We start from the raw sequence: 19,350 nt of genomic DNA on the forward strand, positions 1-19,350 counted from the left end.
CCGACTGATGACGGCTTCGCCGCATCCAGCATGATGCCATACTTACGCGCGAAATGGGCCGCAACTGTCATTTGCGGCCCTGAAAATCTCGTTTGGTTCTAAGCAGCCGGCTTGAAAGCCTCAATGTCCGGCATCTTCCGCCGCCTCAGCCAACAGCCCGAAGACGTAGTCGGAAAACGACCGCCAGCACTCTACGCGGAACGTATCTTCTTCCGTGCGGAGAAGCACGATCTCCGCCTTGCCGAAAATGGTGCGCGAGGCGGCGCCGACCGGGAAGGAAGACAGAGACAGGTCCTGCGGGCAGCCGGCGGAAAGTGTGGTTTCCGCACCCGGCCCTGAAACGATGACCGCCACGTTGCGGTGGGAGACATCTGTCGCCGAATGCAGCGCGCCGGCGCTGGAACATGCCGCCATCAGATCGCCGCCGGCCTCATCGATCAACAGCCACTCGTCCGGTCCTAGCCAGAGCGCCGAACGCACACCTGCGCGGCCGGACGTCTTCGGAGTGGTTGGCACAGACAGACCGAGAGCCAGAGAAAGTGCTGCGAGCGATCCTGCCGGCGCGCGCAGTGCCACGCGGCTTGCGGGCGATGCGACTGCCAAGCGCACAGTGGCGGAGCCGCCGAGACGGCCGGCCAGTGCCGGCTTGCGAATTGCGACATCAGCCATGGATGCGGCCTCCTTCCTTGTCAAAGAACACCAGATCCGTCACTTCGACGGCGATCGTCCGGTCCGGCATCGGTACATACAGCGTTTCGCCCATCCGCGCCCGGCCGCCGGTGACCAATGCGAAGGCGATCGACCTGCCGCAGTTTTCCGACCAGTAGGCCGATGTGACATGGCCGAGCATCGTCATGGGCTTCGGCTCGTTCGGGCTCGCGACGATCTGCGCGCCTTCCTCAAGCACAAGGTTCGGGTCCTTGGTGACGAGGCCGACAAGCTGCTTGCGCCCCTCCTTGACGAGGTCCGGCCGCTGCAACCCGCGGATGCCGACGAAGTCCTTCTTCTTCTTCGAAACCGCCCAGGCAACGCCCGCGTCGTCAGGAGTCACTGTTCCGTCCGTGTCCTGGCCGACAATGATATAGCCCTTCTCGGCGCGAAGGACGTGCATGGTCTCGGTGCCGTAGACGCACGCCCCGAGGGGTTCGGCATTGGCCCAGACCGCTTCGAGCACCGACTGGCCGTAATCGGCCGGCACGTTGATTTCGAAGCCGATTTCGCCGGTGAAGGAGACCCGGAAGAGCCGCGCCGGTACACCGCAGACCGTGCACTCGGCAACGCTCATATGCGGGAAGGCCTCGTTCGAAAGGTCGACGCCCTCGACCAGCGGCGCAACGATCTCGCGCGCCTTCGGTCCCTGTACGGCAATGACAGCCCATTGTTCGGTCACCGAGGTCAGCCATACCTTAAGGTCGGGGAATTCCGTCTGCAGGTAATCTTCCATATGGTGGAGGACACGCGGCGCGCCGCCTGTCGTCGTCGTCACATGGAAACGATCCTCCGCCAGGCGACCGACAACACCGTCGTCATAAACGAAGCCGTCCTCGCGGGTCATGATGCCGTAGCGGGCCTTGCCGGGCTTCAGCGTATCCCAGGCATTGGTGTAGATGAGATTGAGGAATTTCGCCGCATCCGGGCCCACCACCTCGATCTTGCCGAGCGTCGAGGCATCGAAGATACCTGCCGACTCGCGTGCCGTTCGGCATTCGCGCGCGACCGCCTGATGCATATTCTCGCCCGAACGCGGATAGAACCAGGCGCGCTTCCAGTTGCCGACGTCTTCGAAGACAGCGCCATGGGCTTCTTCCCAGTCGTGCAGCGAAGTCTTGCGTGTCGGGTCGAACAGCTTTCCACGCGAATGGCCGATGAGCGTACCGTAGGTTACCGGCGTGTAGGGCGCGCGGAAGGTCGTCAGACCGACCCTAGGGATTTCCTTGCCAAGCATTTCGGCGGCGATCGCCAGGCCGTGCATGTTGGAAAGCTTGCCCTGGTCCGAGGCCATGCCGTTGGTCGTAAACCGCTTGATATGCTCGATCGAGTGCATGCCCTCGCGCACGGCAAGGCGGATATCCTTGGCACAGACGTCATGCTGGAAATCGATGAAGGCCTTGGCATTGGCCTTCGGCCCGGCGCCTTCGGCAGCTCCGATCATTCCGCCGGTCCAGTCATAGGGCTGTTCGGCCGAGATCGTGATCTTGCCGCCGCCGCTCTTGCCGGTGGCCTTTGCCACCAGCTCGCCGGCGGCAAGCGATTCCTCGACCGTTCGCTGCAGGTCGTCGGTGCCATTGCAGGCGCCGACGGAGAGGCAGTCCTGCGCATAGGTGCCGGGCAGGAAGCGCTGGCTTTCAGCGTCGAAGGCCACCTTGCCGCGCGATTGCGAGAACAGATGGACCGACGGCGTCCAGCCGGCGGAAACCAGCAGCGCATCGACCGCAATCTTGCGCGGCGAACCGCCGCCGTTGCGCGCCACCGTCATCGACGAGATGCGCAGTCGCCCAGCCGTGTTGACGACCGACTGACCCGTGAGAACATCGATGCCGAGCGCACGCGCCTCTGCCAGCACCGCCGCTCCCGGCGCCTGCCTGCAATCGACGATGGCAGCGATCGAAACACCGGCCCGCTTGAGATCGAAAGCCGCTTCATAGGCCGAGTCATGCGCCGTGTAGATGCCGACATTGGTCCCGATGGCGACACCATAATGATTGAGGTACATCCGCCCCGCCGAGGCGAGCATGATGCCGGGCCGGTCGTTGTTCGGAAACACCATGTGTCGTTCGATTGCGCCGGTGGCGAGGATCACCCGCTTGGCCCGGACCTGCCACAACCGCTCGCGCGGCAGATCGTGGGAAGGCTTGGCGACGTGATCGGTGACGCGCTCGGCGAGACCGACGAAATTGTGGTTGTAGTAGCCGAAGGCGGTCGTGCGGATCAGCACCTTGACATTGTCCATCGCCTTCAGCCGCGCCACGGCTTTCTGCGCCCAGGCATAACCATCCTGTCCGTCAATCTTCACGCCGGCGTCGTAACGCAACGCCCCGCCTGCTTCCGCCTGCTCGTCGCAGAGGATCACTTTCGCGCCGGTTTCGGCCGCGGCGAGCGCCGCCGAAAGCCCGGCAACGCCGGCGCCGACGACCAGCACGTCGCAATGGGCATAGCGGCTGGCATAACGGTCCGGATCCTCCTCCGTCGGCGCGACACCGAGGCCGGCTGCGCGACGAATGAGCGGTTCATAGACATGTTTCCAAGCGGCGCGCGGCCACATGAAGGTCTTGTAGTAGAAGCCGGCGGCGAAGAACGGCGACATCAGGTTGTTGACCGCACCGACGTCGTAGGCAAGCGAAGGCCATCGGTTCTGCGACTCCACGATCATGCCGTCGAAGATTTCCTGCACCGTGGCGCGCACGTTCGGCTGCTTGCGCGCCTTGTCGCGGGCGACGTCGATCAGCGCGTTCGGCTCCTCGGCACCCGCAGACAGAATACCGCGAGCCCGATGATATTTGAACGAACGGCCGACGAGATGAATGCCGTTGGCGATCAGCGCCGAGGCGACGGTATCGCCTTCGAGCGCCGTGTAGCTCTTGCCGTCGAAGCTGAAACGCGCGGTCTTGGCGGGCGTCAGACGCCCCTTGCCGACGATACGATGTGCGCCGCTCATTGCGCCTCTCCTTCCACGGCTTCATATGTCTCGACAGGCGCGTGCTGCTCAGCCTCAGCACCGACCCGCGGCTTCGGCTCACCCGCCTTGTAAGTCATGATGAACTTGTCGCTCACCGTATCGCGCACCGCATTGAAGAAGCGGCCACAGCCGTGAATATGCCGCCAGCGTTCGAAGATCAGGCCCTTCGGATTGTCGCGCAGAAAGAAGTAAGCTTCGAATTCCTCATCCGAGATCGAGGCGATGTCTGTGGGTCGCGCGATATGCGCGTCACCCGCGCCGCGGAATTCGAGCTCCGAGCGCTCTTCCTGGCAGTAAGGGCAATGGATCAGCAGCATGTGGGATTTCCTTCTCCTCCCCTTCTCCCCAGCGGTGAGAAGGTGCCTGAAAGGCGGATGAGGGGGTGAGCGACAAAAGAAGCGAGCATCCGGACAAACGGGTTCATCGTCAGTGCGCCACCGCCGCAGCCGCCGCCTCATCGATCAACCGGCCGCTGCGGAAGCGGTCCAGCGTCAGGCCGGCGTTGAACTTGTGCGGTTCATCGCGAGCGATCAGATGCGCAAAAAGATTGGCCGAGCCCGGCGTTGCCTTGAAGCCGCCGGTGCCCCAGCCGCAATTGATGTAAAGTCCGGGAACCGGCGTCTTCGACTGAATCGCCGAGCGATCCGGCGTATTATCGACGATGCCGCCCCATTGCCGCATCATCTTGACGCGACGGAACATCGGGAAGAGTTCACAGATCGCGTCGAGCGTGTGGGTAATGATCTGCAATCCGCCCGTCTGTGAATAGGAATTGTACTGGTCGGTGCCGGCGCCGATGACGAGCTCGCCCTTGTCGGATTGGGAGATATAGGCATGCACCGTGTTCGACATGACGACGCAGGGGAAGATCGGCTTTAGCGGCTCGGAGACCAGCGCCTGCAGCGGGCTCGACTGCAGTGGCACGCGCACATCAGCCATCTTCGTGATTGTCGACGTATGACCGGCCGCCGACACGGCGACTTTTCTGGCGCCGATGAAGCCACGCGAGGTTTCGACGCCGATCACCCGTCCGTCCGCACCGCGCCGGATGCCCGTCACTTCGCAGTTCTGGATGATGTGCACACCGCGATCGGAGGCCGCCCGCGCATAGCCCCAGGCCACCGCATCGTGCCTCGCCGTGCCGCCGCGCCGCTGCAGCGCCGCACCGTTGATCGGATAGCGCGCGCTGGCCGAAATATCGAGCGGCGGACAATAGGCCTTCGCCTGCTCCGGCGTCAGCCATTCATTGTCGATGCCGTAGAGCCGGTTGGCGTGGATATGCCGCTTGAAGGACTGCTGGTCGTGAATATTGTGCGAGAGCATCATAACGCCGCGCGGCGAATACATCACATTGTAGTTGAGCTCCTGGGAAAGCCCTTCCCAGAGCTTCATGGAATGCTCGTAAATGTGCATGCTCTCTTCGTAGAGATAGTTCGAGCGAATGATGGTCGTGTTGCGCCCGGTATTGCCGCCGCCGAGCCAGCCCTTTTCGATCACCGCCACATTGGTGATGCCGTGCTCCTTGGCGAGATAATAGGCCGCACCCAGCCCATGCCCGCCGGCGCCGATGATGACGACGTCGTATTCGGCGCGCGGCTCCGGTGAGGTCCACTGCTTCTCCCAACCTCTGTGGCCGCGAAGGGCCTCTCGCGCCACGGCAAAAACCGAATATTTCCGCATCCGCCTTCTTCTCCTTCGGGCAAGGACTATTCTCCGCGCCCATACAAATCGCAAATCCAAATGCGGCACAACGGCTCTTTTGCGACGCGCGAGAGCTTTGCTTTTGACACTGAACGACATGATGTCGAAAAACGCACTGTCTCTCAGACCCGCGCTCCGCTTCCGAAACTCGGGCGAATGCCGTTCACCGGCGTGACACAAAAGGCGAACGACCGGCGGCCGCCTGGTTGGCCCTAACCCAAGAGGGCGAGAAGACAAGTAGTTACCAAAATGTTAATTCTCCGCCGTTGCCGGGGTTCTTGTATCATGCGGGGTCGGCGTTCATTATTCCACGCGCTTTTCCTAGCGCTTTGCAGCGCCCAGGGGTCGCCCGCGGCCGAGCCGGTCGGCCAGGCTGTACTCATCAAGACCGAAGTGACCGGACAGGCTGGTCCGATCGAAGTCAATGCCAGCGTCCACCGCGACGAGCGGATTCGAACATCGCAATCCGGACTCGGCCAATTCCTGTTTCGTGACGGCACCAAACTTGCGGTCGGCTGGGGTTCGTCTGTCGTCATCGACAAATACGTCTTTGATGATTCCCAATCGGTGAGAAAACTCACCATCAAGGCCGCCAAGGGGACCTTCCGATGGGTCAGCGGCAATTCGAAATCGTCGGCCTATCAGATTCTGACACCGGCGGGCACGATCGGGGTGCGCGGCACCGCATTCGATTTCTATGTCGGTCCCGACGGCACCACCGCCGTCGTTCTCTTGAACGGCGCAGCCAGCTTCTGCGGCCCGGGTGGCTGTCGGCAGCTGCAGCAGCGCTGCGACTGCGTCGTGGCAAAGCCGAACGGCGATATGACGGCGGCCCGCCCGGTGGAGCGTAACGTTCTCCAGAGGCTTGGAAACCAGCGCGCCCTGCCCTTCCTTTCCGGCAACCAGCGTCTCTCGGGCGGCCTTGGCATGCTCGGCGGCTGCAATATGGCCTCCGTTGCGCCGGAAAGAAAAGACAGAATGCGGCCTCCGCCGGCGGCTGCACCTGCTCCGCAGCGGCAGGATCCGCCACAGAGACAGACCGAGCCGCAAAAGGAGCAACCGAACAAGCCCGACGAGCCTCATCACGACAAGCCGCACCATGATAAGCCCCATCATGACAAGCCGGATAGACCCGACAAGCATTATGGCCATGGCCGGCACGACACTGACGGCAAGCCCGGAAATCACGGTTTGGATCATCGGGAACCCCACCATGATGGAGATCGCGATCATCACAATGATCGGGACCACAAAAGAGGTTGGAACTTCAATCGCGGTCGTTGAGGCTTTCGCAATCCGTCCAAATCAAGACGTCTGCACCGCCATGTCCACCTCACGATAGCGGAGTGCGCCATTCGGTAAATTCGCTTTTACTTTTCGGCATCAACAACCCTCTTTTCGCTATCGACGGGCAACTCCCGGAAATGGTCGCTCCTGCCGGATATCCGCCGGTAGAATTCCGCCAAACCGCTCACCACCTGCTCGGCCCTGAGTTTTGCCGTATCGATCAGTTTGCGGCTATTCCTCGAATGCAAAAGCAGGGCCTGCATCAATTGCCGGTGAACGGCGTCGAGCGCGGCGAATTCCCGGGATGTCGCGACACGCTCGTCACCGACGACGGCGAGGATCTTCGTGCGGCTGCTCTTTCCCTTGAGCGGAATGGCGCCGGCGTCGAGCAGCGCCATTGCCTGCACCAGCCTTGCGGTGCTGTCGGATATCAGAATATCGAAGCCGACCTCCTTGCAGCAGGATTCGATGCGCGCCGCCACGTTGACGGCGTCGCCGACCGCCGAATAGTTGAAGCGGGTCTTGGCACCCATATTGCCGACGCAGGCAAGGCCGGTGTGAATGCCGATACCGATCCTGACCTCTTGTCCGGGTCCGAAGCCGAAAGCATCGGCGAGGTTCAGTTCGGCGAGCGTCTCGCGCATGGCGAGCGCGGCGCGCACCGCCTTGGTTGCATGATTGGTGACATCGACCGGCGCATTCCAGAACGCCATGATCGAATCGCCGATGAACTTGTCAAGCGTGCCTTCATTGGCGACGACATGCCGGCTCAGCGCATCGAGCAATGTGTTCAGGAACGCAACGACATCCGCCGGCGCCAGCCGCTCGCTGATCTCGGTGAAATTCCTGACATCGACGAACATGACCGTCAGCTCCCGGTCATCGCCACCGAGGCGCAATGCGTCGCGCGTATGCTCGATGCGATGGAGCAGTGACGGCGAGATATAATGTCCGAAGGCGCGCCGCACCTCGCGCCTTTCCCGATCGATCACCAGAATACGGAAGGACGTTGCGGCAAAGTGGGTGATCGATCCGCTGACGATCGGAGCCAGCGGATCGAGAAGAAGCCCCGCATAGAGAAAGCATAGCCAGGAGGCCACCAGCGCCATGGCGGTAATAAGCAGACCGCAGACCAGTGCGACGGCAGGACTGACGAAAGTCGTCACCACGACGAGCAGGCATCCGAGCACTGCGATCGTGAGGATTTCCAACCCGTCCGCCCAATCGGGCCGCGACAGGAAACGGCTGGAGAGAATCTGCTCGACAGCCTGCGCATGCAGCGAAACGCCGGGAACATTCTCGCCGAGCGCCGTAACACGGATATCCTGCAGGCCGGCCGCGGAGGTGCCGACGAAAACGATGCTGCCGTCGATGGCGGCGGAGATCTCGAGAGCGGCGCCTTCCGCGGCGAGCACCTGGCGGGCGGAGATATAGCGCTCGGCTCGGTCGGGGCTGACGTAGAGCCAGAACTCCCCCGCCGCCGTCAGCGGGACGACGAAATCCCCGATCTTTGCCGAAGTCATCACGCCGGCACGATCGGGCGCGCCGGCCAGCACATAGGTCGATGCACGCTGCGCGACGCGCAGCGCCTCGATCGCGAGATTGGGATAGAGCTGGGCGCCATCGGTCAGGAACAACGGAACCGCCCGCACCACCGGCGAAGGGTTTCCGGGATTGAGGCTGATGTGGCCGAGCCCTGTGGCGTTGGCTTCCAATTGCGGTCTGAGCGGCGTCGATGCGGCAAGATAGGGCGGAGCCGAGACGGGGCTTTCGCCGGTGAAAGCAAAGCCCGCCTTCACAGGCGGCCGGTAATTGCCCTCGTTGGACAGGCCGAAGCCGAGCACGACAGGCTTGCCGGAGATCGAGCGGGCAAATATCTCGTCATTGTCCGGAAGCCTCTCGGCCAGGGAAGGATCGACCCCTTCGACCTCGCGCACGACATTGCGCGGCGACAGCCGGTCCGGTTCGGCGAAGAGAATGTCGAAGGCGATGGCCGCAGCGCCCATGTCGGAAAGCCTGTCCACCAGCAGGGCCAACCGGTCTCGTGGCCATGGCCATTGGCCGAATTGACGCAACGACGCCTCGTCGATGTCGATCACACGTACCGGCATCGGCTCGAAGGCTCGGGGAAGCAGCCGCTGATATTCGTCGAAGGTCACGCCACGGATCAGTTTGAAAATTCCGGGATCGCCGGCCCGCAGGATCGTCAGCGCAGCAACGATCACCAGGCCGATGACGACACCGATTTGCTGCGACCGCGTTATCATCTCAACCGGTGTCCCTCCCACAGCCGATCGATCGGCCCCGCACCTGCCGGCCAACAGGCTACGCCGCTTTCGGGCTGAACGCCATTCGCACATGCATTTCGGCGCTTCTTTTCGGCTTCCCGGGTTTCGCTTTCCGCCGATCGGCGCAAAGGCGTCTTCAAATTCCGCGACGCCGTCAGTCGGCCGCGCTTTTGCTTGGACGACAAGGCTTCGATCTTGCCGGGCGTGCAGCGAAATGTTCTTGTAAGCATCAAAAGGCGAAATGCTTTTTAAATGGAAGAATGAGGGCTCCAGTGATTTCCGAATCCGCCGCGCGTCGAAGCGGCTACTGGCTGATTGTCGTCGTGCTGGCGATGCTTGCAGGGCTGCCGCTTGCGGTCTGGCTCGATATCAGCGATCTCTCCGGAAACACGCTCAGGCGCCAGGCGCGCGATATGAGCTCGCTGATATCGAGCATCCGCTCCTATTATTCGGCAAACGTCGTCGGACGCGTTCTGGCCGCGCACGCCAGCGGCGCGACCGCAGGCACCGTCGTCTCCCACAATTACGCCAACATTCCAGGTGCCATCCCGCTTCCGGCAACACTTTCGCTGGAACTCGGCGACGTCATCAAGGAACAGCAGGCCAATATCACCTATCGTTTCGTCTCCGACCTTCCCTTCAAGAGCCGCGCCTCCCACGAACTCGACGATTTTGAAAGACAAGCGCTTGCCGCGCTGCGCGCCAATCCGCAGCAGACATTGAACGACCTCACCCGCGTCGGATTGACCGATTCCCTGCGGTTCATCACGCCTGTCGTCATGGGCCAGGCCTGTGTTGCCTGCCACAACAGCCATCCGGAAAGCCCGAAGACCGACTGGAAGGTCGGCGATGTGCGCGGCATTCAGGAAGTGGTCATAAAACAACCCTATGTCAGCAACGTCTTCGCCTTCAAATATCTGCTCTGCTATTTTCTTTTTGTCGCCATCATCGGCCTCAGCTTCATTCTGTTGCAGCGCCAGCAGGCGCGCGCCATCCATAGCGCCAACCGGGATCTCGAAACGGCGAACGAATTCCTCGCCAGTGTTTCCCTGAAGATTTCGCGCTACCTCTCGCCGCAGATCTACAAGAGCATCTTCAGCGGACAGAAAGACGTCGTGGTCCATACCGAGCGCAAGCGCCTGACGATCTTCTTCTCCGACATCAAGGATTTCACCGCGACCACCGAGCGGCTGCAGCCGGAAGCGCTGACGGAGATGCTCAACGAATATCTGACCGAAATGTCGAACATTGCGCTCGCCCACGGCGGCACGGTGGACAAATTCATCGGCGATGCCATGCTGGTCTTCTTCGGTGACCCGGAAACCAAAGGTCCGGAGGAGGACGCGAGAGCCTGCCTTCGCATGGCCGTCGACATGCAGCGCCGGCTCGGCGAGCTCAAGGACAGATGGCGCAGAAACGGCACCGAAGAGCCTTTTGTCGTGCGCATGGGAATCAACAGCGGCTATTGCAACGTCGGCAATTTCGGCAGCAACGATCGCATGGACTATACGATCATCGGGGCCGAGGCCAATCTCGCGGCCCGGCTGCAGTCGATCGCCCAGGGCGGAGAAATCGTCATCAGCTACGAAACCTATGCGCTGGTGAACGAAATCGTCGACGCCCACCCCCTGCCGCCGATCACGATGAAGGGCATACAGCGCGAGATCGTGCCCTATGCGGTCGATGGGTTGACGCTCGGCGAGCATCACAAGAGCCGCGTTCTGAGCGAACATCTCTCGGGCCTCGACCTGCATCTGGATATGAGCCGGCTGGAGCCTGCAGATCGCCTCCGGGTGAGGACAGCGCTGAAGGAGGCTATTGCTGCTCTGGATGAAGCCTTGCCGGAATCGGCTCGGCCGACATAGGATGCCGGCGGATGTGATTTTTCCGCCTGCCTCCCATATCCATCTGGACTTCCCCTCCTCGATCTGCTATCCCGCATCACCAATCGCAAGGCTGCGGCCGCGCGAACGTTATATTTTTGCCCCTGGCGCTGCGCCGCCTCAGGCATCAACCGAACCAAAGGAACGTGATTCTCGTGCAGGTACTTGTCCGCGATAACAATGTCGATCAGGCTCTCCGCGCTCTCAAGAAGAAGATGCAGCGCGAAGGCATTTTCCGCGAAATGAAGATGCGCGACTACTACGAGAAGCCGTCGCAGAAGCGCGCTCGCGAAAAGGCAGAGGCTGTTCGCCGCGTTCGCAAGCTGGCCCGCAAGCGCGCACAGCGCGAAGGCCTGGTCGCACGCTAAGCGTTGCCGTCGTTTTTTCGACGTTTTCAGATGCATTGTGGCGGGGGCGATTGGTTCGCCGCCGCCTTTTTAGTTTGCCGCTGAAGATCGCATATCCCGGATATCGGATATGCCGCATGGGGAAAGCGAGCCCGAATGGCTGTTACCACCTTCAATCCGTCCCGCGCCTGGCGCTTGCAGAAAACCGCATTCCTGCCGGCTTTGGCGCTGGCCGCCATGTTCGGCCTCGCCGGCTGCGAGACGACCAATACCACGGACGCCGTGATCCGCATCGACAAGGCGCAGGGCTCGGAAGAGAACATCGCGTCGTTGACGGCAGTCATCAACGCCAACCCAAGGGATCCCGAAGGATACAATGTCCGCGGGTCCGCCTATGGTCGCGGCGGCCAGTTCCGCCAGGCGCTGAACGATTTCAACACGGCATTGCAGATCAACCCGCGCTTCTTCCAGGCCTATGCCAACCGCGCGCTCGTCTATCGCAACATGGGCCAGCAGCAACAGGCGATCGCCGACTATAACGCCGCCCTGCAGATCAACCCGAGCTACGACGTCGCCTATATCGGCCGCGGCAATGTCTATCGCATGGCCGGCCAGGACGACGCGGCCTTCAATGATTTCAGCAAGGCGATCCAGCTCGGCACCACCGATGGCCGCGCTTATCACAATCGTGGCCTGATCTATCAGAAGCGCAATCAGCAGGATAAAGCCATCGACGATTTCTCGAAGGCCATCTCGCTCGCGCCGAATTCGGCCGAGCCCTATAATGGCCGCGGTATCTCCTACATCGCGCTGAATGACGACGACAACGCGTTTGCCGATTTCAATCATGCGATCGAACTCAATGGCAATATCGCCGAATCCTGGGCCAACCAGGCCCTCGTCTACGAACGCCGCGGCGACAAGGCCAAGGCGGCCCGCTCCTATCGCCATGCGGTCGGGCTTGATCCGAAATACCAGCCGGCCCGCGATGGCCTCGTGCGAGTCGGTGTTCCAGCCGGCTAGATGTGAGCCTTTCCCAGCTAAAATGCAGCATTCTGTTGGCTCAATCGGAGTCGGATGATCGACCGGCGGGCGCGTGTCGTAGCTGAGTTCTACGGCCAATCCGGCCGGTCGATCAGCCAGCCCGATGCACGTGTAGCGACGAGCGGCGGGAGCAAGCCGTCATGACAGTGCCCGCATCGCTTTGAAAAGAGAGGCGGAAAAAACCGCGCCGTCTTCGATGGCATGTCATAGCATGTTGCAAGCGGCGTTTGCTCCCCCTAACATGTGGCTGCTTCGACAGTGCGCTATCGGAGCGTGCGAAAACATGTTGAGGGCGGTTTGCGAGAGATGCGGATCTTTGCTTTGCTAACCGCAGACAAACATTGTTGCGGACAGCGCGCACCACGTCGCCGTGCGTCCTTCAAGACGCGCAAAGGACCCGGCCGCATCTGGAGTTGCGGTCTGAGGAATTGCAATGGCACAGGCGGTGTGGCGCATAAATGAAGATCGTCGCACTGTTCTTTCCGAAAGCTTCGATCGGCACCTATCTCGTCGCCATGGCGGTGGCGATCGCGCTGCCGATTTTCGCCTTCGTGGCGCTGCTTCTGCTGCAGCTGGAGGACAACCAGCGCTCGACGCTGAAGCGCGAGACGGCGCAAGACGCGCTTGCCCTTTCGCGCATCATCGATCGCCAGCTTCAGGACATGGCGACGACACTGCGCCTGCTGTCGAGCTCGCCGGAACTTGAAAACGGCGATCTTGCCTCCTTCCACGAGCACACCGAATCGGCTCTGCGCAACAATGCACTCTACGTCATCGCCGTCGACCGCACCGGTCAGCAGTTGCTGAACACGCGCCAGCCCTTCGGCACGCCGCTCGAAAAGACACCAAACATCGCTGCCGTCGATGCCGCCTTGAAGTCCGGCCGCATCGAGGCGTCCGACGTCTTTCGCGGCAGAGCCAGCGGCGAATGGGTCTATAATGTCACTCTGCCAAGGGCGAACGATCCGGTCGCCGCCCTCATCATCACGCAGGATGCCAGAGATCTCGGCAGGCTCGTAACGACCCAGGGTCTTGCCCCCGGCTGGTCGGCCGCCGTCATCGATCAAAGTGGTCACGTGGTCGTTGCCGCCGGTCCCGCCGCCCTCAAGCCCGGCACGCCCTTCGATCCGCGCATCCTGCCGGCGCTTGGCTTCTCCCGGGGCGTCTTCGAAGACGGGACAATCCTGCCGCATATGCTTCTCGGTTATGCCCAGATTCCCGGCTGGTCGTGGAAGACGGTGATCTGGGGACCAGTGGCGCAGGCTTCGATCCTCAGCACCTGGCGCTTCCTCATCATCGGAGGCGTCGCACTCGTGCTCGTCGCCGTCCTGGCCGCCTATGCCGTCGCGCGGCAGGTCCGCACCACCATCCGCGAGATCGCCGACATGGCAAAGCGCATGGGCGAAGGCCACATCGTCTCACCCGTTGAAACCAGCGTCATCGAGGCGAACCAGGTGGCGATCGCTCTTTCGAACGCCTCTTTCGATCGCAGCCAGACCGAGGATCGGCTGCGCTTCGTCATGCATGAACTCGTCCACCGCACCAAGAACCTGCTTACACTTGCGCAGGCCATGATGCGCCAACTCGCCAAGCAGGCCGACAGCGTCGAAACCTTTCAGGCCGCCGTCGCCGACCGTCTCGAGGGGCTGGTGCGTTCGATCGAGCTCTTGACCAGTGAACAATGGGGAGGCGTGCCGCTTCGGCGGGTCGTCGACATCCATCTGCAGGCTTTCCCGCAATCGCGCGAGCAGATCGAAATCACCGGCGAAGATTTCGTCCTGAAGCCGGATGCTGTGCAGAATCTCGGCCTCGCCCTGCATGAACTCGCCACCAATTCGGTGAAATATGGGGCGCTCTCCGTCCCGCAAGGCCGCGTCCGCTTCGACTGGCGCGACATCAGGGAGGAAGACCAGCCGGATGCCCTGCTCCGATTCACCTGGGAGGAGCGCGGCGGTCCGCCGGTTACGGAGCCGTCGCGCTCGGGCTTCGGGACGACCGTGATCAAGGCGCACGCCGCCGCCGCCTTCCGTGGCACGGTGCAGGTCGATTTCCGGCCCGAAGGCCTGTTATGGGTGCTGACGGCGCAGCGCGCCACGCTGGAGCGGGAATAAAGCATCGCACCGATGCGTCGATTCAAAGTGCTGCAGCGTCCCTTTGCGCGTTGCGAAGCGCGTGGCGCTGTAACCGGAACAATCGCCACCTCAACCCGTTTCGAACAGGTCGTTCCAAAGGAGAAGGACCATGTTCAAGCAAACGATGATCGCCGCCGCGGCTCTGACGGCCGCTGCCTGGGCAAACACGGCGAGCGCGGAAAATTATGTGACGCTTGGCCGTCTGGTCTGCGGATCGGATGGCGGTCAGGGCCTGATCGTCACCTCGCAGAAGAATCTCATCTGCACCTATACGCCGGCATCCGGCGGGGCCAAGGCAGTCTATGCCGGCAAGATAGAGAAATTCGGCATCGACCTCGGCCAGACCGGCAAGAGCGTGATGATCTGGCAGGTGCTGGCAAAGACCGGCACGGATATGCCGCAATTCGCGCTTGCCGGCGAATATTACGGCATCGGCGCCGATGCGAGCATCGGTGCCGGCGCAGGCGCCAAGGTGATCGCCGGCGGCACCAACAAGGCCTTCATGCTGCAGCCGCTGAATGTTCAAGCCCAGGAAGGGCTGAACCTCGCCATCGGCGTCGAGAAGATGACGCTGGTGCCGGCCGAGACATGAAAAAAGCCGCCCCGAAAGGGCGGCTGCATCAGGCTCGATCAATGCGCGATCGCCTTGTTGATATCCTCGGTCATTTTCTTTGCGTCACCGAGCAGCATCATCGTGCCGTCCTTGTAGAACAGCGTGTTGTCAATGCCTGCGTAACCGGAGCCAAGCGAGCGCTTGACGAAAAGGCAGGTCTTTGCCCGGTCGACATCGAGAATCGGCATGCCGTAGATCGGCGAGGTTTTGTCGTCGCGCGCAGCCGGATTGGTGACGTCGTTGGCGCCGATGACATAGGCAACATCGGCCTGTGCAAATTCCGAATTAATATCCTCGAGCTCGAAGACTTCGTCATAGGGAACATTGGCTTCGGCCAGCAGCACGTTCATATGGCCGGGCATGCGGCCCGCGACCGGGTGGATCGCGTATTTCACTTCGACGCCGCCTTTCTTCAGATTGTCGGCAAGCTCGCGCAGCGCGTGCTGGGCCTGAGCGACCGCCATCCCGTACCCCGGCACGATGATGACCTTCGACGCATTGGCCATCAGATACGCCGCATCCTCGGCCGAGCCGAGCTTGACCGTGCGGTCTGACGTATCGGGTCCGCCGGACGCCGTCTCGCCGCCGAATCCGCCGAGGATGACGGAGACAAAGGATCGATTCATCCCCTTGCACATGATGTAGGAAAGGATCGCACCGGAGGAACCGACGAGAGCGCCGGTGATGATCAGCGCCAGATTGCCGAGCGTGAAGCCGATTCCGGCCGCAGCCCATCCGGAATAGGAGTTCAGCATCGAGACGACGACAGGCATGTCCGCACCGCCGATCGGTACGATCAGCAGCACGCCGAGCGCCAGCGACAGCGCCACGACGGCCCAGAAATCGAAATGGCTCTCGGTAACCGCAAGCCCGATGATGAAGAGCACGATCAGCACCAGCAGGCTCGCATTGATCAGATGCCGGTAAGGCAGCAAGATCGGCTTGCCGGACATGCGCCCGTCGAGCTTCAGGAAGGCAATGATCGAGCCGGTGAAGGTGAGCGCTCCGATCGCGACACCGAGCGCCATTTCGATGCGCGCCTCGGTATGGATATGGCCGATTTCGCCGATGCCGAACGCGTCAGGCGTGTAAAGCGCCGATGCCGCGACCAGCACGGCGGCAAGACCGACCAGCGAGTGGAAGCCGGCGACGAGCTGCGGCATCGAAGTCATGGCGATGGTGCGGGCTACATAGGCGCCGACGCTGCCCCCGATAGCAAGCCCGAGGATGATCAGCACGAAGCCGCCAAAATTCGGCGTCGCCAGCACGAGCGTTGTGAGGATCGCGATCCCCATGCCGATCATGCCGTAAAGATTGCCCCTGCGGCTGGTGGCCGGATGCGAAAGGCCGCGCAGCGCCAGGATGAAGAGCACGCCGGAGACGAGGTAAAGGAAGGCTGCGATATTGGTCATCGGTCGCTTACCTGTCCTTCTTGCGGTACATCGAAAGCATTCGCTGGGTGACGAGGAAGCCGCCGAAGATGTTGACCGAAACCAGCACGAGGGCGACGAAGCCGAAGCCGGTCGCAAGCCCGCTTGTCGAGATGCCGACCGCCAGAAGCGCGCCGACGACGATGACAGAGGAGATCGCATTGGTGACGGCCATCAGCGGCGTATGCAGCGCCGGCGTCACCGACCATACGACGTAGTAGCCGACGAAGATCGACAAGACGAAGATCGCGAACTGGAAGACGAAGGGATCGATCGCTCCGCCGGTCGCTGCACTCGCCGCGTCCGGCGCCTGGGCCGCTGCCGTCATGACGGCGGTCACTGCCTGGTCGAGCTGCTCCAGCGCTCTGTCCATTGCTTCACTGGCCATTAGATGTCTCCCTTCTTCGCGCCGCCGAAGGCGGGATGAACCACGTCGCCGGCATAGGTCAGCATCGTCGCCTTGACGAGCTCGTCGTCGAGGGTGACGACGACGCTCCGGCTTTCGCGGTTGACCATGGTCTCGAGGAAAGTGACGAGGTTCTTGGCATACAGCGCCGTGGCGCTGGCCGCGACCCGGCCCGGCATATTGGCGAAACCGATCACCCTGACACCTTCGACATCAACGACCTCGCCGGCAACGGCGCCCTCGATGTTGCCGCCGCGCTCGACCGCGAGGTCGACGGCGACCGCCCCCGGCTTCATCGACGAAAGCATGGCGCGCGACACGAGCCGCGGCGCCGGCCGGCCGGGAATGAGAGCGGTGGTGATCACGATATCCTGCTTGGCGATATGTTCGGCCACGAGGGCGGCCTGCTTCGCTTGATAGTCGGCCGACATCTCCTTGGCGTAGCCGCCGGCCGTTTCCGCCGCCTTGAACTCGTCGTCCTCGACGGCGATGAACTTGGCGCCGAGCGAGGCGACCTGTTCCTTGGCAGCCGGGCGGACGTCGGTGGCCGAAACCGCGGCACCGAGGCGGCGCGCGGTGGCGATCGCCTGAAGACCCGCGACACCGGCGCCCATGACGAAGACCTTGGCGGCCGGCACGGTGCCTGCCGCCGTCATCATCATCGGCACGGCGCGGTCATAGACCGCCGCCGCCTCGATGACGGCCTGATAGCCGGCGAGATTGGCCTGGGAGGAGAGCACGTCCATCGACTGGGCGCGGGTGATGCGCGGCATCAGCTCCATGGCAAAAGCCGACAGCCCGGCCCTGGCAAGAGCCGCGATCGCTTCGTCATTGCCGTAGGGATCCATGATGGCGATGACGACGGCGCCACTTTTGTAGCCGGCGATTTCCGACAATGTCGGACGGCGCACCTTCAGCACCACGTCGGCGGAGGCGGCATCGGCAAGACCGCCGATCCTGGCGCCGGCAGCCTCGAACTCCCCATCCGGAATGCGCGAAGCCGCACCCGCGCCGGCTTCGACGACGACGTCGAAGCCGAAGCCCTTCATCTTCTTCACGGTCTCGGCGGAGGCCGCGACACGCGTCTCCCCGTCCGTGATTTCCCTCGCAACGAAAATGATACTGCCCAACTGCCCCCTCCTCCGGGTCAGCCAGACCGCCACAGGCTCCCCTGCGCAGGCCAAGCACCTAGTCACAAAGCTTCGTTGAAGCCTTCCCTCGCCTCAGAGCGCCATGTGCCCCTCGAACGCACAAGACGCTTCAACTGTTTGGCCCTACGCGGCGCGCTTCCGACAATCGATGTCGATTTTCGGGACGCCGCGCTAGCCGCAATCAGCGGAGCAGGAGGATGGCGATGGCGAGAAGAAAGACAAAAATGAAAAGCCCGCCGAGAAAGCCGGCTCCGCCGAAGAAGCCGACGGTCATCGCAAGCAGGAGAACGACGAGAAGCATCGTGCCGTATTTCGTGCCGGCGATGAACATGTCGTAGGTCTTTTCATGTTCCTTGTAATCCATCGGCGCGCCGGTCTCGACCGGTCCGGTATGATGTTCGGCCATAAATATCGTCTCCCTGAAAATGCCTCTGCGCTGCCTGATTCCCCCGCTTGAGCAAGGGAAATCCCTGCCTGCAGGGATTACACAATGACCGGGGAAAGCGCAATGCATGAGAATGCCGCAGGCGCGTTTCCGAGCCACCTTCTTTCCGCTAGGAAAATGCGTGGGGAACGCCGGCTGCGGTCGTGTCATCGCCCCATCCTCTGCTCAAGCGGCGGGCAGGAGAAATCATAGCGGCAGATCTGTGCCGAGTTCACCTGGCGGCACGAAGCGCGCCGTCGGAATGATGGTGAGCGGCGGCAGTGTGTCATTAGGATTGCGCGAAAACATCATGCGCTGCTCGCTGGCGCTGGAGATGAAGAAGGGGTAACGCGTCAACAGCTTGCGCCCGACCTCGACCACGTTCGTCGCCATCAGCGTCATGTCGATTCCGTAGTTCTTCGCCAGCCGCCCCGGAACGACCGTATCGGCATAGAAGACCCGCTTGTAGAAAGCCGCATGCGGCGGCCGGACGAACTGAAGAACGCGGTCCGCACGGAAATAGGCGGCCGCCACGATCGTGGGCCTCAGCGTCAGATAGGGGACCCATGGCAAGTCGGCGGTGAGTTCCGGATCGGCCGCGAAACGCGCCGGATCGATCAAGGTTAGCCCGGCGTCAAGGAGCTCATCCATCGCCTCGGGAAAAGCGCCGCCGGATTGGCTGAGGCGATGCTCGGGTGTCACATAATGAACCCGGATCGTACTGATCAGCTCACCATAATAATACAGACCGAAAATATAGGCGTGGCTGTCAAAATCGCTGTCATCAAGCAGCCCTTTCGGAGCGAGCGCCAGCACGTCGTGGGCCTTGTAAGCCTTGTAGCGCAGGCGTTCCACCTGCTCCATGTCCTCGCTGCTTTCGACGCGGCGATATTCGACATGATCCAATATTTCCAAAATTTTCGTGCTGAAATCACTTCGTTTGAACAGTGTATCTGACATTTTCTTGA

16 protein-coding genes are annotated in these 19,350 nt (G+C 62.0%); 6 read left to right on the forward strand and 10 right to left on the reverse strand.

Going from position 1 to position 19,350, the window contains the following annotated elements:
* Positions 1 to 120: 120 nt before the first annotated feature.
* From J0663_RS05945 to J0663_RS05960, 4 genes are all read right to left on the reverse strand, one after another.
* Positions 121 to 669: a sarcosine oxidase subunit gamma gene (locus J0663_RS05945; RefSeq protein WP_207243539.1), complete on the reverse strand. Its 549-nt coding sequence runs from the start codon at positions 667 to 669 to the stop codon at positions 121 to 123.
* Positions 662 to 3,655 (reverse strand): sarcosine oxidase subunit alpha, encoded by a 2,994-nt coding sequence (locus J0663_RS05950; protein WP_207243540.1) that lies wholly within the window; start codon positions 3,653 to 3,655, stop codon positions 662 to 664. The genes J0663_RS05945 and J0663_RS05950 overlap by 8 nt, the downstream gene beginning before the upstream one ends.
* On the reverse strand, positions 3,652 to 3,993 hold the full coding sequence (locus J0663_RS05955; protein ID WP_207243541.1) for a sarcosine oxidase subunit delta: 342 nt from the start codon (positions 3,991 to 3,993) through the stop codon (positions 3,652 to 3,654). Before J0663_RS05955 ends, J0663_RS05950 begins: the two co-directional genes overlap by 4 nt.
* Before the next feature lie 109 nt (positions 3,994 to 4,102).
* Positions 4,103 to 5,356 (reverse strand): sarcosine oxidase subunit beta family protein, encoded by a 1,254-nt coding sequence (locus J0663_RS05960; RefSeq protein WP_207243542.1) that lies wholly within the window; start codon positions 5,354 to 5,356, stop codon positions 4,103 to 4,105.
* A 306-nt stretch (positions 5,357 to 5,662) separates the two neighbouring features.
* Here J0663_RS05960 and J0663_RS05965 point away from each other — a divergent pair, with 306 nt between their 5' ends.
* Complete coding sequence (locus J0663_RS05965) at positions 5,663 to 6,661, forward strand: FecR family protein (RefSeq protein ID WP_207243543.1); 999 nt, start codon at positions 5,663 to 5,665, stop codon at positions 6,659 to 6,661.
* Between the two features lie 86 nt (positions 6,662 to 6,747).
* On the opposite strand, the gene J0663_RS05970 is transcribed toward J0663_RS05965, so the two are convergent.
* Entirely contained in the window at positions 6,748 to 8,928 is a 2,181-nt protein-coding gene (locus J0663_RS05970; protein WP_207244447.1) for a CHASE2 domain-containing protein, read from the reverse strand.
* Positions 8,929 to 9,212: 284 nt separating this feature from the next.
* On the opposite strand from J0663_RS05970, the gene J0663_RS05975 reads away from it, so the two are divergent.
* From J0663_RS05975 to J0663_RS05995, 5 genes are all read left to right on the forward strand, one after another.
* A complete protein-coding gene (locus tag J0663_RS05975; RefSeq protein WP_207243544.1) occupies positions 9,213 to 10,817 on the forward strand; it encodes an adenylate/guanylate cyclase domain-containing protein in 1,605 nt (534 codons plus the stop codon).
* A 173-nt stretch (positions 10,818 to 10,990) separates the two neighbouring features.
* A complete protein-coding gene (gene rpsU / locus J0663_RS05980) occupies positions 10,991 to 11,203 on the forward strand; it encodes a 30S ribosomal protein S21 (protein ID WP_003585885.1) in 213 nt (70 codons plus the stop codon).
* A gap of 135 nt (positions 11,204 to 11,338) precedes the next feature.
* The gene (locus J0663_RS05985) at positions 11,339 to 12,205 is read left to right on the forward strand and encodes a tetratricopeptide repeat protein (protein WP_207243545.1); all 867 of its coding nucleotides are present in this window, start codon (positions 11,339 to 11,341) and stop codon (positions 12,203 to 12,205) included.
* Between the two features lie 479 nt (positions 12,206 to 12,684).
* A complete protein-coding gene (locus J0663_RS05990; protein ID WP_207243546.1) occupies positions 12,685 to 14,337 on the forward strand; it encodes a sensor histidine kinase in 1,653 nt (550 codons plus the stop codon).
* 130 nt (positions 14,338 to 14,467) lie between these two features.
* The gene (locus tag J0663_RS05995; protein WP_207243547.1) at positions 14,468 to 14,950 is read left to right on the forward strand and encodes a DUF992 domain-containing protein; all 483 of its coding nucleotides are present in this window, start codon (positions 14,468 to 14,470) and stop codon (positions 14,948 to 14,950) included.
* A gap of 38 nt (positions 14,951 to 14,988) precedes the next feature.
* On the opposite strand, the gene J0663_RS06000 is transcribed toward J0663_RS05995, so the two are convergent.
* The 5 genes from J0663_RS06000 to J0663_RS06020 all read right to left on the reverse strand — a co-directional run bounded on the left by J0663_RS06000 (position 14,989) and on the right by J0663_RS06020 (position 19,342).
* Positions 14,989 to 16,383, reverse strand: coding sequence for an NAD(P)(+) transhydrogenase (Re/Si-specific) subunit beta (locus J0663_RS06000; RefSeq protein WP_207243548.1), 1,395 nt, complete (start codon positions 16,381 to 16,383; stop codon positions 14,989 to 14,991).
* Between the two features lie 7 nt (positions 16,384 to 16,390).
* Positions 16,391 to 16,789, reverse strand: coding sequence for a proton-translocating transhydrogenase family protein (locus J0663_RS06005; protein ID WP_207243549.1), 399 nt, complete (start codon positions 16,787 to 16,789; stop codon positions 16,391 to 16,393).
* Entirely contained in the window at positions 16,789 to 17,937 is a 1,149-nt protein-coding gene (locus J0663_RS06010) for a Re/Si-specific NAD(P)(+) transhydrogenase subunit alpha (RefSeq protein ID WP_207243550.1), read from the reverse strand. The genes J0663_RS06005 and J0663_RS06010 overlap by 1 nt, the downstream gene beginning before the upstream one ends.
* 202 nt (positions 17,938 to 18,139) lie before the next feature.
* A complete protein-coding gene (locus J0663_RS06015; RefSeq protein ID WP_207243551.1) occupies positions 18,140 to 18,364 on the reverse strand; it encodes an aa3-type cytochrome c oxidase subunit IV in 225 nt (74 codons plus the stop codon).
* A gap of 225 nt (positions 18,365 to 18,589) precedes the next feature.
* Complete coding sequence (locus J0663_RS06020) at positions 18,590 to 19,342, reverse strand: N-acyl amino acid synthase FeeM domain-containing protein (protein ID WP_207243552.1); 753 nt, start codon at positions 19,340 to 19,342, stop codon at positions 18,590 to 18,592.
* Between the last annotated feature and the right edge of the window lie 8 nt (positions 19,343 to 19,350).

The organism is Rhizobium lentis (genome assembly GCF_017352135.1).
GTDB classification, from domain to species: Bacteria; Pseudomonadota; Alphaproteobacteria; order Rhizobiales; family Rhizobiaceae; genus Rhizobium; species Rhizobium lentis.